The sequence below is a fragment of the Streptomyces sp. NPDC000878 genome (genome assembly GCF_053599695.1).
On the sequence record NZ_JBSFMT010000019.1, the window covers coordinates 17,772 to 31,448 of the forward strand.

The following is a 13,677-nucleotide window of genomic DNA, read 5'->3' on the forward strand; positions in this document are numbered from 1 at the left end:
CGTCTCTCACTGCAACCGAGCAAGACGGCGCCGCACCACAGACACCCGACACACCCACGCGCCGGTCCATGACCTCGACGATCGAAGGGCAGATGCACACCGACCGCACGTCCTCCCCCAATCCCCCGCATCCGTTCGGGCCAGGGGGATCCTCGTCCCGCTTCCCCGTACCCGTCGACGCCGCACTGCGCGCCGCCGGCTGGCAGCCCGGCCGCTGGGACATAAAGCAGGCGGAGATCTGGGCCGACGCCCTACGAGGCCACACCTCCCCCGCCGGCCACCGCCACGCGGTCTTCCCCGCCGCGGTCGAGGCCTGGGCGGAGTTCGGCGGTCTGCACATCACACCCCCCGGCCCGGGCCGCCAGGTCGCCCCCACCGCCCTGCACCTGGACCCCCTGCACGGCCTCCACATGGCCCGCACCCTCGCCGACCTCGGCCGCGCCCTCGACACCGAGGTCTGCCCCCTCGGCGAGGAACGGGAGACCCAGTCCCTCCTCGCCATCGACACAGAAGGCCGCGTCTACGCCCTCGACCACACCGGCGACTGGTACCTCGGCCCCGACGTCGACCAGGCCCTGGCCACCCTGGTCACCGGGCTGGAACCGATACGCCTGACGGCACCCTGAGCCCCCTCTCGGACCGAGTCGGGTGCGCAACCGCGCCCAGAAAGGGCCCGAAAGGGGCGCGGGGCTGCATCTATTTGCGGCTCCGCCGCGGGGCGCGACCAGCCCCCACCGGACCCGCAGTGAAAGAACCGCACAACCAGCGGAGCGCTCACGTCGGAATGACCGCCGACACCCGAAACCCCCCGGCCTCCGTCGGCCCGGACACGAAAACGCCGCCCAGCGCGGCGACCCGCTCCTTCATCCCGAGCAGACCGTTGCCACCGGACGGCAACCCCACCGACGAGGCCGACGCCGGCTCGGGCGGCGGCTCGTTCTCCACCTGCATCGCGATCTCGCCGCCGCGATGAGCAAACCGTACGTGCGTCTTCGCACCCGCCGCGTGCTTGTGGACGTTCGTCAACGCCTCCTGCACCACGCGGTACGCGGTCTGCTCGACCTCCGCGCCGTACAGCCGCACATCCCCCTCCACCGACAGGTCCACGACCATCCCCGCAGCCGCCGACTGCCCGATCAACTCCTCCAGCTCCTCCAGGCAGGGCCCGTCCCCCACACCGTCAGCACCCTCGGCGGCACGAGAAGCGGCCACCGCCGCGGCCACCCCCACCGCCGCCAACGGCACACCCTGCGCCCGCCGCTCGAACCCGTCCCCCGACCGCAGCACCCCGAGCATCTCCCGCAGCTCGGTCAACGCCTGGCGCCCCATGTCCCCCACCAGGGCGGCATTCCGCACAGCCTTCTCGGGGTCCTTCCGGGCAACGGCCTGCAGCGCCGCCGCATGCACGACCATCAGGCTCACCCGATGCGCGACGACGTCATGCATCTCCCGCGCGATACGGGTCCGCTCCTCGTTACGCGCCCACTCCGCCCGTTCCTCGGCCCGCTCCGCCAGCAACTGAAGCTCCCGCTCCAGACTGTCGGCCCGCTCCCGGAGACTCTCCATCAACCGCCGCCGGGCCCCCACATACAGCCCGAGCAGCAAGGGCGGCGCGGTAACACCCAACGACGTGGTGATGGCGACGACCGGGACCAACCAGTCCCCGATCTTCAGCCCCCCGTCCGCCACACCCTGATGCGACCGCACGAACGTCACGATGAGCGTCCCCACCATCGCCATGCCCGCCAACGCCCCGATGATCCGCCGAGGCAGCTCGGAAGCCGCGAGCGTGTAAAGCCCGACCACACCCATCAGGAAGCCCATCTGGGCCGGCGTAATGGCAATGGCGACCAGCACGACAGCGATCGGCCACCGCCGCCGCAACAACAGCACAGAACCGGCGACAAGCCCGAACACGATCCCGACGGACACGGGAATCCCGGCGTCCCGTGCGAACGGAACCCCCTCCGCCGCGCACTCCCCGGCGGACACCAGCGCGAGGCCCGCGTCAAGCACCGCGCTGCGCCACCTAGCCCACCACCAGGGCCCGGTCAGGGCCGAGGTGTGGTCTTCCCCCGTAGTGGTCATGCGTCCAGCCTACGGGCGCCACCCCTCCCTTTTCCGGCGAGTTTCGACGACTGGCCTACACCACACCAAGGGCCACGACCCCAATCGAACAGAAGCGAAACCCACCAGAATCCCTCGAACTGCTGAATCGCACACCGTTCGACCCTGGAAGCGATGATTCCGCCCCCGGCGACGTCCCCGAGCGCGCCGACCTACACCGTCGCGTCGAGGGCCGGTGTTACGGCATAGTGGTGGGTGCCAATTCGGCGGCCCGGTCAAATGTCCGGTTCCGTCTAGTTCGTTCCCCCGTGGTGTAATTGGCAGCACTGTGGCTTTTGGTGCCATCTGTCCGGGTTCAAGTCCTGGCGGGGGAGCAATACCGGAGCGATACCGGAAGTGGGCCCTGACAGCTCTGTCAGGGCCCACTCTCATGTCCCACACGAAACGCCCCGGTATCCTGCGGATGTCCGCCCCTCCCCCTCCGCAGCCGAAGGGCACACCCCGTGAGCGCCAATCGCCCCGCCGCCGTCGTCGTACTCGCAGCGGGTGAGGGCACCCGTATGAAGTCGGCCACACCCAAGGTCCTGCACGAGCTGTGCGGGCGTTCGCTGGTGGGCCATGTGCTCGCCGCCGCCCGCGAGTTGGACCCCGAGAACCTGGTCGTCGTCGTGGGGCACGCCCGTGAGAAGGTCACCGCCCATCTGACCGAGGCCGACACCGGCATCCGTACCGCCTTCCAGGCACAGCAGAACGGCACCGGTCACGCCGTACGCATGGGACTCGAGGAACTCGGTGGGACCGTCGACGGGACCGTCGTCGTCGTCTGTGGTGACACCCCGCTGCTCACCGGGGCCACCCTGCGCGCCCTCGCCGCGACCCACTCCGCCGACGGCAACGCCGTGACCGTGCTGACCGCCGAGGTGCCGGACGCGACCGGGTACGGGCGGATCGTGCGGGACGGGGCGTCCGGGGCCGTCACCGCGATCGTCGAGCACAAGGATGCTTCCGATTCGCAGCGGGCGATCCGTGAGATCAACTCCGGGGTCTTCGCCTTCGACGGGCAACTCCTCGCCGACGCGCTCGGCAAGGTGCGGACCGACAACAGTCAGGGCGAGGAGTATCTGACCGACGTCCTCGGGATTCTGCGTGAGGCCGGGCATCGGGTCGGGGCGTCCGTGGCCGGCGATCATCGTGAGATCGCCGGGATCAACAACCGTGTGCAGCTCGCCGAGGCGCGGCGGATTCTCAACGACCGGCTGCTGACCGAGGCCATGCTCGCCGGGGTGAGCGTGATCGATCCGGCCAGTACCTGGGTCGATGTGACGGTCACCTTCGAGCAGGACTCGACCATCCATCCGAACACCCTGCTCCAGGGCTCCACCCATCTCGCCGAGGGGGCCGAGGTCGGGCCCAACTCGCGGCTCAAGGACACCCGGGTGGGCGCCGGGGCGCGGGTCGACAACACCGTTGCCGACGGTGCCGAGGTCGGGGCGCAGGCGACCGTGGGGCCGTACGCCTATCTGCGGCCCGGTACGCGTCTCGGGGTCAAGTCCAAGATCGGGACGTACGTCGAGACCAAGAACGCGTCGATCGGTGACGGGACGAAGGTGCCGCATCTGTCGTACGTCGGGGACGCGACGATCGGTGAGTACTCGAACATCGGTGCCGCCAGCGTGTTCGTGAACTACGACGGCGAGGCGAAGCATCACACCACCGTGGGGTCGCACTGCAAGACGGGTTCGGACAACATGTTTGTGGCGCCTGTCACGGTCGGGGACGGTGCGTACACCGCGGCCGGCTCCGTGATCACGAAGGACGTACCGCCCGGTTCGCTGGCCGTGGCCCGAGGCCAGCAGCGGAATATCGAGGGTTGGGTGGCCCGTAAGCGTCCGGGGAGCGCGGCGGCGAAGGCGGCCGAGGCCGCTTCCCGGGAGCAGGGCGACGGAAGCTGACCGGAAACAGGTAGGTCGGACTCGGGCTACCGTGATAGGTGCACACCCGCACACCCCCAGCTGAGCAGGCCTCTCAGGGCTGATCACGGCTGAGACACCACCTCTGAGGAGACAGTGCTGTGACCGGGACCAAGACGACCGGCGAGAAGAAGAAGATGATGTTCTTCTCCGGCCGCGCCCACCCCGAGCTTGCCCAGGAGGTCGCCCAGCAGCTGGGGGTCGGGGTTGTCCCGACGAAGGCCTTCGACTTCGCGAACGGTGAGATCTACGTCCGTTACGAGGAATCGGCACGTGGCGCGGACTGCTTCGTGATCCAGAGCCACACGGCTCCGATCAACCAATGGATCATGGAGCAGCTGATCATGATCGACGCGCTGAAGCGTGCGTCGGCTCGTTCCATCACCGTGATCGTGCCGTTCTACGGTTACGCGCGGCAGGACAAGAAGCACCGTGGGCGTGAACCGATCTCGGCGCGTCTGGTCGCGGACATGATGAAGACGGCGGGTGCGGACCGCATCCTCACCGTCGACCTCCACACGGACCAGATCCAGGGCTTCTTCGACGGCCCGGTCGATCATCTCTTCGCGCTGCCGCTGCTCGCCGACTACGTGGGCGAGAAGGTCGACAAGGGCAAGCTGACGGTCGTCTCGCCGGACGCGGGCCGGGTGCGCGTGGCCGACCGCTGGTGCGACCGGCTCGGTGCGCCGCTGGCGATCGTGCACAAGCGGCGCGACAAGGACGTGGCGAACCAGGTGACCGTCCACGAGGTCGTGGGTGAGGTCAAGGGCCGTGTGTGCGTTCTCGTCGACGACATGATCGACACCGGTGGCACGATCTGCGCCGCCGCGGACGCGTTGTTCGCGCACGGTGCCGAGGACGTCATCGTGACGGCGACGCACGGTGTGCTGTCGGGTCCGGCGGCGGACCGGCTGAAGAACTCCCGGGTGAGCGAGTTCATCTTCACGAACACGCTGCCGACGCCGGGTGAGCTGAGCGGCGACCTGGACAAGATCAAGGTGCTGTCGATCGCGCCGACGATCGCGAGTGCGGTGCGTGAGGTCTTCGAGGACGGTTCGGTGACCAGCCTCTTTGATGAGCAGTAAGCCGAAAAACGCTTCTGCATGATCGATTTTTCTGCGGCCTCCCCAGCTGAGTACACTGTCGAAGTTGCTCGGCGAGGGAGGCCGTACCCATCAGGTACGGCGATCCGTTATCGACGCGCTCTTCGTAGCAGGCCGTTCGTGGCCGGGTGACCTGTCCGTCTCTCACCCGTACGAGGAGTGAAAAGCATGTCCGACGTAAAGCTCACCGCCGAGACCCGCACCGAGTTCGGCAAGGGCGCCGCCCGCCGCATCCGCCGCGAGGCCAAGGTTCCCGCGGTCGTCTACGGCCACGGCGCCGACCCCGTCCACATCACGCTGCCGGGCCACGAGCTCCAGCTCGCCCTGCGCAAGTCGAACGTCCTGCTCACCCTGGACATCGAGGGCAAGACCGAGCTGGCGATCCCGAAGGCCATCCAGCGCGACGCGCTCAAGGGCTTCCTTGTGCACGTCGACCTGCTCACCGTGAAGAGCGGCGAGAAGGTCACCGTCGAGGTCTACGTCCACACCGAGGGCGAGCTGGCCCCGGGTGCCTACCTGCTCGAGCACGTGCTGAGCACGCTGACGGTCGAGGCCGAGGCGACACACATCCCCGAGTCCGTCACCGTGTCCATCGCGGGCCTGGAGGCCGGTGCCTCCATCCTCGCCAAGGACATCCCGCTGCCCGAGGGCACCACGCTGGCGATCGACGAGGACGCGGTCGTCCTCCAGGTCCTCGCCGCGCAGGCGGAGGAGGCCCCCGCCGACGCCGAGGCCGAGAGCACCGAGGCCTGATCCTCAGCTCGGTAGAGTTCGTCGGCCGCCGCTTCCGTACGGGAGCGGCGGCCGACGCGTATCAAGAGGGAGAGATGAACGTGACGACGGATGCGTCCGCCCCCTGGCTGGTCGTCGGCCTCGGCAACCCCGGGCCGGAGTACGCGGCCAACCGCCACAACGTCGGCTTCATGGTGGCCGATCTGCTGGCCGGGCGGATCGGCGGGAAGTTCAAGCGGGCCGGGAAGGCGCAGGCGCAGGTCGTGGAGGGGCGGATCGGCCCGCCGGGGCCGTACAACCGCCGGGTGATCCTGGCAAAGCCGATGTCGTACATGAACCTGTCGGGCGGGCCGGTGAACGCGCTCAAGGACTTCTACAAGGTGCCCGTCGCCAACATCGTCGCGATCCACGACGAGCTGGACATCGACTACGGCACCCTGCGACTGAAGTTCGCCGGCGGGGACAACGGGCACAACGGGCTGAAGTCGATGACGAAGGCCTTCTCCGCCGAGTACCACCGGGTGCGGTTCGGGATCGGGCGCCCGCCGGGCCGGATGCCGGTCGCCGACTTCGTGCTGAAGGACTTCTCCTCCGCGGAGCGCAAGGAGCTGGACTACCTCGTGGACCGGGCCGCGGATGCCGTGGAGTGTCTGGTGGTCGAGGGGCTGGAGCGGGCGCAAAGCACGTACAACTCCTGACTTGTCCGGGCGCGGGGACAGCCGAGGTTGACGGCCGGTTCAGGCATGGCCAATGATCCCCGCCATGCCTGCCACAGCCACCTCCTCCCGCCAGGCCTCGGTCGCCGCCCTCCGGTTCGGACAGCTCGCGGCGATGGGTACGGTCGCCGCGCTGATCCTGATCGCGGGCGTCTGGGCGTCCTGGGGGACGGCCCAGCACGTGATGCTCTCCAAGGGCCGCGAGCAGGGCACGATAACCGTGGCGGAGTGCGAGGACGGCGTCTGCACGGGGCCGTACCGGCCGGTGTCGGTGGGGTCCGAGGCGCGGGGCGAGGTGGTCCTTGACCAGACGGTCGGGGTCAGCGCGGGCGAGACGTACACCGTGGTCGTGAAGCCCGGCAGCCGTGATGTCGTACGGTCCGGTCCGGCCGGTTTCCTGTACGCCTGGGTGCCGTTGGCGGGCGCGCTGCTGCTGGCGTCGGTCGTGGTGGCGGGCGGGCTCGGGCTGACACGGACGGGCTGGGCGCTGGCCGGGAGCGGCCTGGCGCTGGTGACGGCGGCCTGGGTGGCGTTGTAGAGGACATGAGGGTGCCCCCGTACGCGTGATCATGCGTACGAGGGCACCCACAAGCCATGCCCGTCCGGCTCAGCCGGTGTTGCGCAGGCCCGCCGCCACTCCGTTGACCGTGAGGAGCAGGGCGCGGGCGAGGAGCGGGTCCGGCTCGGCGCCCGCTGCCGCCGCGTCGCGCTGGCGCTTCAGCAGCGTCACCTGGAGGTAGGAGATCGGGTCCAGGTAGGCGTCGCGGATGGTGAAGGTCTGCTGGAGGACCGGGTTGGCCTCCAGGAGCTTGCTCTCGCCGGTGATGCGGAGGACCTCGCGGACCGTCAGTTCGTGTTCGGCGCGGATGGTGTCGAAGACGTGCTTGAGGTCCTCGGGGACGAGGGTGTCGACGTAGTGCTGGGCGATACGCAGGTCGGTCTTCGCGAGGGTCATCTCGACGTTGGAGACGAAGTTCCGGAAGAAGTGCCACTGCTCGTGCATCTCGTCGAGCACGGTGTCCAGGCCGGCTTCGCGCAGCGCCTTCAGTCCCGATCCCACGCCGAACCAGCCCGGCACGATCTGCCGTGACTGGGTCCAGCCGAAGACCCACGGGATGGCGCGCAGGCCGTCGAGCCCTGCACCGGAGTCGGGGCGGCGGGACGGGCGGGAGCCGAGGTGGAGGTCGGCGAGCTGGTCGACGGGTGTGGCGGCGAAGAAGTACGACGGCAGGTCCGGGTCCTCCACCAGGCTGCGGTAGGCCGAGTGGGCCGCGTCGGAGACGAGGTCCATGGCCGCGTCCCAGCGGGCGAGGGACTCGTCGGACTGGCGTGGCGAGGTGTGCAGGGCGGAGGCCTGGAGGGTGGCGGCGACCGTCAGTTCGAGGTTCTCGCGGGCCAGCGAGGGGACCAGGTACTTGTCGGAGATCACCTCGCCCTGCTCGGTGACCTTGATCTCGCCCTCCAGCGTGCCCCAGGGCTGCGCGAGGATCGCGTCGTGCGAGGGACCGCCACCGCGGCCGACCGTGCCGCCGCGACCGTGGAACAACCGCAGCCGGACCCCGTACCGATGCGCCACGTCACGCAGGCGGCGCTGGGCGCGGTGGATCTCCCACTGCGAGGTGGTGATGCCACCGAACTTCGACGAGTCGCTGTACCCGAGCATGACCTCCTGGACGTCGCCCCTGAGCGCGACGAGGCGCCGGTAGGACGGGTCGGAGAGCATGTCCTCCAGGATCGTGTCGGCGGCCTTCAGCTCGTCGGTGGTCTCCAGGAGGGGCACGATGCCGATCTTGGCCCAGCCGCCGTGCAGGTCGATCAGACCGGCCTCGCGGGCGAGCACGGCAGCCGCGAAGACGTCGTCGGAGCCCTGGCACATCGAGATGATGTACGACTCGATGACCTCGGGCCCGAAGACGGCGAGGGCCTTCTTGACGGTCTCGAAGACGCCGAGGGTCTTGGCACCGGCCGCGTCCAGGGGCGCCGGGGTGGGCGCCAGCGGCCTGCGCGACCGGAGTTCCTTCGCGAGGAGCTTGTTGCGGTACTCGCGGGGCATGTCCTCGTACCGCCAGGACTCCTCGCCAAGACGGTCGAAGAGCTGGCCGAGGGCGTGGTGGTGGGCGTCCGCGTGTTCCCGTACGTCCATGGTCGCGAGCTGGAGACCGAAGGCGGCGAGCGTGCGGATCGTACGGTCCATGCGGCCGTCGGCGAAGAGGCCGCCGCGGTGTTCGCGCAGGGAGGTCTGGATGAGGGTGAGGTCCGCGAGGAGCTGGCCGGTGCCGAGGTAGTCGCGGCCGGGGGCGTGCGGGGTGCCCTTGGCGAGGCGCTGCTTGGTGTTTTCGAGCTTCTGGCGGATGCAGGTGGCCTTGAGGCGGTAGGGCTCTTCGGCGTTGAGGCGCTTGTAGCGGGGGCTGATCTCGGGGAGCAGCTCGATGTCGGCCCGGAGGGACTCCAGGAGTTCCTCGGTGGCTCCGGTGTAGCGGATGGAGTTGGAGAGAAAGCCGCGCAGCTCGTCGATCAGTTCGAGCGCGTCGTTGATGCCGTGCTCGTGCTGGAGGATCAGGACGTCCCAGGTGACCTGCGGGGTCACGTTGGGGTTGCCGTCGCGGTCGCCGCCGATCCAGGTGCCGAAGGTGAGGGGGCGGGTGTCGTCGGGGAGCTTCACCCCGACGCGTTCGAGTTCGGCGGTGAGGTCTTCGAGCACGTCCCCGACCGCACCCGCGTGCAACTCGTCGAGGTAGTAGATGGCGTTGCGGGCCTCGTCCGCGGGCTCGGGGCGGACGACGCGCAGTTCGTCCGTCTGCCATACGAGGTCGATGTTCTCGGCCAGTCGGGTGTCGTAGCGGCGGCGGTCCGCCTCGATGACGGGGGTCTCCAGCAGGGCGGCGATCCGGCGCAGCTTGTTGAGGACCGAGCGCCTGGCCGCTTCCGTCGGGTGGGCCGTGAAGACCGGGCGAACGTTGAGGTTCCTGACCGTGGCGCGCAGATGGTCGGGGTCGGCGTCCTTGAGGCGGTCGGCGGTGCGGGCGAGGAGGCCGCCCTCGGCGGCGCGCTTGGCGCGCAGTTCGCGGCCTCGGTGCACCTGCTCGGTGACGTTCGCGAGGTGGAAGTAGGTGGAGAAGGCGCGGACGAGCTTGGCGGCGGTCTCCAGCTCGGTGCCGCGCAGCAGGTCGGCGGCGGCCTCGCCGTCCTCGCGGGTCAGGTGGCGGACCTTCTCCACGAGTTCCAGCAGCTCAGGGCCCTCCTGGCGGACGAGGGTCTCGCCGAGCAGGTCGCCGAGGCGCCGGATGTCGGCGCGCAGCTCACCGCTGGTCGTTGTAGTGGCCTGGCCATGGTCGTCGGCACTGCTCACAGGTGCGGCTCCTTGCAGTGTGGAGGCTCGGCGGGCATAGGGGCGGAACATCCGGGAAGTAAACAAAGCGGACCGCGCTGTCCGACGGACCTAAGGATAGGTGTCGACGGGGACGCGCAGGATTTTGGGCTCTTGCCGCCGGGCGACGCGCTGCCATACTTACGACGCCGTAGGTTACGCAACCGTAGGGAGCCGGAGGATCCGATGGCCTCCTCGGATCCCGTGCCCCGGTGTCTGCCCAAGCTGACTGGACCCATCACCCCACAGGGGACGCGCATGACCACCTCAGGTTCCGAAGTGATCGACGACGCTTCGAACTCGACCGTGCCCGACGGCACCCCACTGCCCTCAGCCACCCTTGGCGGCGAGCACAAACGGTCGATCGAACAGATCACGCTCCTCCTCTTCATCACCGTCCCGTTCCTCGCGGTACTGGCGGCGGTGCCGCTGGCGTGGGGCTGGGGGGTGAGCTGGCTGGACCTCGGCCTGCTCGTCTCCTTCTACTACCTGGGCTGTCACGGCATCACGATCGGCTTCCACCGCTACTTCACCCACGGCGCCTTCAAGGCGAAGCGACCGCTCAGGATCGCGCTGGCGATCGCCGGATCAATGGCCGTCGAAGGCCCGCTGGTGCGCTGGGTGGCCGACCATCGCAAGCACCACAAGTTCTCGGACGCGGAGGGCGACCCGCATTCGCCGTGGCGGTTCGGGGAGACGGTTCCGGCGCTGATGAAGGGCCTGTGGTGGGCGCACATCGGCTGGATGTTCGACGAGGAGCAGACTCCGCAGGACAAGTACGCGCCGGATCTGATCAAGGACACGGCGATCCGCACGATCTCGCGCCAGTTCCTGCTCTGGGCGGGCCTGTCCCTGGCACTCCCGGCGCTGATCGGCGGCCTGGTGACGATGTCCTGGTGGGGCGCGTTCACGGGCTTCTTCTGGGGCTCGCTGGTAAGGGTCTGTCTCCTCCACCACGTCACGTGGTCGATCAACTCGATCTGCCACGCGGTGGGCAAGCGGCCCTTCAGGTCCCGTGACCGCTCGGGCAACGTGTGGTGGCTGGCCGTCCTGTCCTGCGGCGAGTCCTGGCACAACCTGCACCATGCCGACCCGACGTCCGCGCGGCACGGTGTGATGCGCGGGCAGATCGATTCCTCGGCGCGGCTTATCCGCTGGTTCGAGAAGCTCGGCTGGGCCTATGACGTGCGCTGGCCGTCACGCTCGCGTATCGATTCCCGTCGAAACACGGACGATGACAGCTCTCGACGCCGGAAGGAGCCCGCGAAGGCGGCATGATTGACGGCGTGGCGACCGACTCCAGCAGCACTCCGAGCAATGAGAAACCGCGGCGCCCCCGCCGCACCCGGATGACGGGTGCCGAGCGCCGGGCCCAGTTGCTGGAGATCGGTCGCACCCTGTTCGCCGCGAAGGGCTTCGAGGCCACGTCGGTGGAGGAGATCGCGGCGAAGGCAGGCGTCTCCAAGCCCGTCGTCTACGAGCACTTCGGCGGCAAGGAGGGCCTGTACGCGGTGGTGGTGGACCGCGAGATGCGGCGCCTGCTGGACATGGTGACCAGCTCCCTGACGGCCGGCCACCCCCGCGAACTGTGCGAACAGGCGGCCTTCGCGCTCCTCGACTACATCGAGGAGTACACGGACGGCTTCCGCATCCTGGTCCGCGACTCCCCCATCCCCCAGTCGACAGGTTCCTTCGCATCTCTCATCTCGGACATCGCCACCCAGGTGGAGGACATCCTGGGCCGCGAGTTCAAGAGCCGCGGCTTCGACCCGAAACTGGCCCCGCTGTACGCCCAGGCCCTGGTCGGCATGGTCGCCCTGACGGGCCAGTGGTGGCTGGACGTACGCCGCCCCCGCAAGGCGGAGGTGGCGGCCCACCTGGTCAACCTGGCGTGGAACGGGCTGGACGGCTTGGAGGCGAAGCCTCACCTGATAGGGCGACGCAAAAACTGAATGAACATTCCTCTTGATTCACCTTGTGACATCATTCGGCCATGACTCAGATTGCGATCAGCGCGGCCCGTTCCCAGCTCGGCGACCTGGTCCGCCGGGCGGCCCACAGCCGCGAGACCATCGCCCTCACCGATCACGGGCACGTGGCGGCGCTCCTCGTCTCGCCTCAGGTGATAGAGGATTTCGAAGACGCGCTGGCGGTGGCCGACTTCCAGCGGCGCAAGGCCGAGGGAGCGCTTGAGCCCGGCATCCCCATGGCGGAGGTACGCAGGCGGCTGGGGCTCGAAATCCGGTGACGTACGAGATCATCTTCGAGCCGCACGCACTCGACGCTGCGGCTCAGTTCCTCAACGAAGATCCGAGCGGCCTCTCCCTGGTCCTGGACACCATCGACAAGCTGGCCACCGACCCTCGCCCGGCAGGGTCGATCCCCTACGGGTCACGCGACATTCGGCGCCTGCGCATCAATGACTACCGGGTCCTCTACTTCATCGACCAGGAGGCGATCCACATCCTCGTCACCCACCTGAGCCGCACAGCCTGACCCTCTCCAGGAACTCCAGCCGGTTGCCCACCGAGTCGCACGAGAAGAACCGCCGGTGGCCCGGGAGTTCGTCGTCCCAGGCCACCGATGCCCCACCTGCGGCCAGCCTCTCCGCGTACGCCTCGATGTCGACGACCCGCAGGCCCGGGTGGGCCTTCCTGGCCGGCCGGAAGTCCTTCTCGATGCCCAGGTGCAGTTGCACCGGGCCCGCCTGGAACCAGCAGCCTCCCCGTGCGGCCAGCGCCGGTGGCTTCGGGATCTCGGTCATGCCGAGGGTGTCGACGTAGTAGGCCCGCAGGGCGTCCTCCGTGCCGGGCGGGGCGGCCAGTTGCACATGGTCGACGGCCGCGATCATCGCTCAGCCCGCCTTCCTGGCCACGACGAACAGCCGTTGGAAGGGCAGCACCGTGCCGTACGTCTCCGTCGGGTAGACGGCCCGCAGCAGGTCGCGGTACTCGGTGATGAAGGCGTCGCGGGCCTCCGGGTCGTCGGACAGAGCCGTCAGTACCGGGCGTAGACCCGTGCCCTTGACCCAGTCCAGGACCGGGTCCTCGCCCTCCAGGACGTGGAGGTACGTCGTCTCCCACACGTCCGTCTCGCAGCCGAGGCGGGCCAGACGGTCGAGGTAGACGAGGGGGGCGTGGACCGAGTCGTCGTGGCGCAGTACCTCGCCGAGGCGGCTTCGCCAGCGGGCGCCGGTGCCCAGTTCGCGCATCAGGGTGTGCAGGGGTGCGTCGAGGTTGTTCGGCACCTGGAAGGCGAAGGTGCCGCCGGGTGCGACCGCGTCCAGCCAGGCCGGGAAGGCGTCGAGGTGCCCGTCGACCCACTGGAGGGCCGCGTTCGAGACGATCAGGTCGTACGTCTCCGAGGGCGCCCACGCCGTGGCGTCCGCGTGGGCGAAGTCGAGGCGCCCGCCACCCGCCGTGGGGCCCGCGTACCGCGCCGCCCGTTCCAGCATCGGTGCGGAGTTGTCGTACCCGGTGATGTGCGCGGTGGGCCAGCGGTCGGCGAGGACGGTGGTGACGTTGCCGGGGCCGCAGCCGAGGTCGGCGATGCGGGGCCGGGTGGAGGGGAGGGCGGGGACTCGGGCCAGGAGGTCGGTGAAGGGGCGGGCTCGGTGGTCGGCGTGGCGGAGGTACTGGGTGGGGTCCCAGGTGGGGGTGGGGGTAGGAGTGGGGGCGGGCATGGGGGGCCTCCTGTGGGGCAGGGTCTGCTGCGGTGGCGGC

Annotated in this window: 14 protein-coding genes and 1 tRNA gene; 11 read left to right on the forward strand and 4 right to left on the reverse strand. The window is 69.2% G+C overall.

Translation table 11 applies throughout. From position 1 onward, the window contains the following. Positions 1–92: 92 nt before the first annotated feature. Entirely contained in the window at positions 93–626 is a 534-nt protein-coding gene (locus ACWDR4_RS18935) for an SUKH-3 domain-containing protein (protein WP_450410011.1), read from the forward strand. Between the two features lie 148 nt (positions 627–774). On the opposite strand, the gene ACWDR4_RS18940 is transcribed toward ACWDR4_RS18935, so the two are convergent. Continuing rightward, a complete protein-coding gene (locus ACWDR4_RS18940; RefSeq protein ID WP_450409824.1) occupies positions 775–2,088 on the reverse strand; it encodes a sensor histidine kinase in 1,314 nt (437 codons plus the stop codon). Positions 2,089–2,369: 281 nt separating this feature from the next. Here ACWDR4_RS18940 and ACWDR4_RS18945 point away from each other — a divergent pair. The 6 genes from ACWDR4_RS18945 (at position 2,370) to ACWDR4_RS18970 (ending at position 7,126) form a co-directional block, all read left to right on the forward strand. Then, positions 2,370–2,441 (forward strand) — tRNA-Gln (locus ACWDR4_RS18945). A gap of 129 nt (positions 2,442–2,570) precedes the next feature. Then, on the forward strand, positions 2,571–4,019 hold the full coding sequence (gene glmU, locus ACWDR4_RS18950; protein WP_450409826.1) for a bifunctional UDP-N-acetylglucosamine diphosphorylase/glucosamine-1-phosphate N-acetyltransferase GlmU: 1,449 nt from the start codon (positions 2,571–2,573) through the stop codon (positions 4,017–4,019). 119 nt (positions 4,020–4,138) lie between these two features. Beyond that, positions 4,139–5,122, forward strand: a complete 984-nt coding sequence (locus ACWDR4_RS18955) for a ribose-phosphate diphosphokinase (protein WP_450409827.1) — start codon at positions 4,139–4,141, stop codon at positions 5,120–5,122. 186 nt (positions 5,123–5,308) lie between these two features. After that, complete coding sequence (locus tag ACWDR4_RS18960; RefSeq protein WP_450409829.1) at positions 5,309–5,893, forward strand: 50S ribosomal protein L25/general stress protein Ctc; 585 nt, start codon at positions 5,309–5,311, stop codon at positions 5,891–5,893. Between the two features lie 74 nt (positions 5,894–5,967). Continuing rightward, positions 5,968–6,570, forward strand: a complete 603-nt coding sequence (pth, locus tag ACWDR4_RS18965) for an aminoacyl-tRNA hydrolase (RefSeq protein WP_450409831.1) — start codon at positions 5,968–5,970, stop codon at positions 6,568–6,570. Positions 6,571–6,634: 64 nt separating this feature from the next. Further along, complete coding sequence (locus ACWDR4_RS18970; RefSeq protein ID WP_450409833.1) at positions 6,635–7,126, forward strand: hypothetical protein; 492 nt, start codon at positions 6,635–6,637, stop codon at positions 7,124–7,126. A 69-nt stretch (positions 7,127–7,195) separates the two neighbouring features. On the opposite strand, the gene ppc is transcribed toward ACWDR4_RS18970, so the two are convergent. After that, positions 7,196–9,937 carry a phosphoenolpyruvate carboxylase gene (gene ppc, locus ACWDR4_RS18975; RefSeq protein ID WP_450409835.1) on the reverse strand — a complete coding sequence of 914 codons (2,742 nt, stop codon included), beginning with the start codon at positions 9,935–9,937 and terminating at the stop codon, positions 7,196–7,198. 276 nt (positions 9,938–10,213) lie between these two features. On the opposite strand from ppc, the gene ACWDR4_RS18980 reads away from it, so the two are divergent. Genes ACWDR4_RS18980 through ACWDR4_RS18995 form a run of 4 tightly spaced genes read left to right on the forward strand, consistent with a single transcriptional unit; the run spans position 10,214 to position 12,451 of the window. Next, positions 10,214–11,233, forward strand: coding sequence for an acyl-CoA desaturase (locus ACWDR4_RS18980; protein ID WP_450409836.1), 1,020 nt, complete (start codon positions 10,214–10,216; stop codon positions 11,231–11,233). Continuing rightward, entirely contained in the window at positions 11,230–11,907 is a 678-nt protein-coding gene (locus ACWDR4_RS18985; protein ID WP_450409838.1) for a TetR family transcriptional regulator, read from the forward strand. Before ACWDR4_RS18980 ends, ACWDR4_RS18985 begins: the two co-directional genes overlap by 4 nt. 41 nt (positions 11,908–11,948) lie before the next feature. Then, positions 11,949–12,203, forward strand: a complete 255-nt coding sequence (locus ACWDR4_RS18990) for a type II toxin-antitoxin system Phd/YefM family antitoxin (RefSeq protein WP_450409840.1) — start codon at positions 11,949–11,951, stop codon at positions 12,201–12,203. Then, positions 12,200–12,451, forward strand: a complete 252-nt coding sequence (locus tag ACWDR4_RS18995) for a type II toxin-antitoxin system RelE family toxin (RefSeq protein WP_450409842.1) — start codon at positions 12,200–12,202, stop codon at positions 12,449–12,451. The genes ACWDR4_RS18990 and ACWDR4_RS18995 overlap by 4 nt, the downstream gene beginning before the upstream one ends. Here ACWDR4_RS18995 and ACWDR4_RS19000 read toward each other — a convergent pair. Both ACWDR4_RS19000 and ACWDR4_RS19005 read right to left on the reverse strand, forming a co-directional pair. Continuing rightward, positions 12,426–12,806, reverse strand: a complete 381-nt coding sequence (locus ACWDR4_RS19000; protein WP_450409844.1) for a glyoxalase — start codon at positions 12,804–12,806, stop codon at positions 12,426–12,428. The genes ACWDR4_RS18995 and ACWDR4_RS19000 overlap by 26 nt on opposite strands. A 3-nt stretch (positions 12,807–12,809) precedes the next feature. After that, on the reverse strand, positions 12,810–13,637 hold the full coding sequence (locus ACWDR4_RS19005; protein ID WP_450409845.1) for a trans-aconitate 2-methyltransferase: 828 nt from the start codon (positions 13,635–13,637) through the stop codon (positions 12,810–12,812). Positions 13,638–13,677 lie beyond the last annotated feature (40 nt).

Coding starts and splice junctions, on each gene's coding strand:
- ACWDR4_RS18935 (WP_450410011.1), top strand. CDS start 93: ATGCACACCGACCGCACGTCCTCCCCCAATCCCCCGCATCCGTTCGGG.
- ACWDR4_RS18940 (WP_450409824.1), bottom strand. CDS start 2,088: ATGACCACTACGGGGGAAGACCACACCTCGGCCCTGACCGGGCCCTGG.
- ACWDR4_RS18960 (WP_450409829.1), top strand. CDS start 5,309: ATGTCCGACGTAAAGCTCACCGCCGAGACCCGCACCGAGTTCGGCAAG.
- pth (WP_450409831.1), top strand. CDS start 5,968: ATGAACGTGACGACGGATGCGTCCGCCCCCTGGCTGGTCGTCGGCCTC.
- ACWDR4_RS18970 (WP_450409833.1), top strand. CDS start 6,635: ATGCCTGCCACAGCCACCTCCTCCCGCCAGGCCTCGGTCGCCGCCCTC.
- ACWDR4_RS18980 (WP_450409836.1), top strand. CDS start 10,214: ATGACCACCTCAGGTTCCGAAGTGATCGACGACGCTTCGAACTCGACC.
- ACWDR4_RS18985 (WP_450409838.1), top strand. CDS start 11,230: ATGATTGACGGCGTGGCGACCGACTCCAGCAGCACTCCGAGCAATGAG.
- ACWDR4_RS18990 (WP_450409840.1), top strand. CDS start 11,949: ATGACTCAGATTGCGATCAGCGCGGCCCGTTCCCAGCTCGGCGACCTG.
- ACWDR4_RS19000 (WP_450409844.1), bottom strand. CDS start 12,806: ATGATCGCGGCCGTCGACCATGTGCAACTGGCCGCCCCGCCCGGCACG.
- ACWDR4_RS19005 (WP_450409845.1), bottom strand. CDS start 13,637: ATGCCCGCCCCCACTCCTACCCCCACCCCCACCTGGGACCCCACCCAG.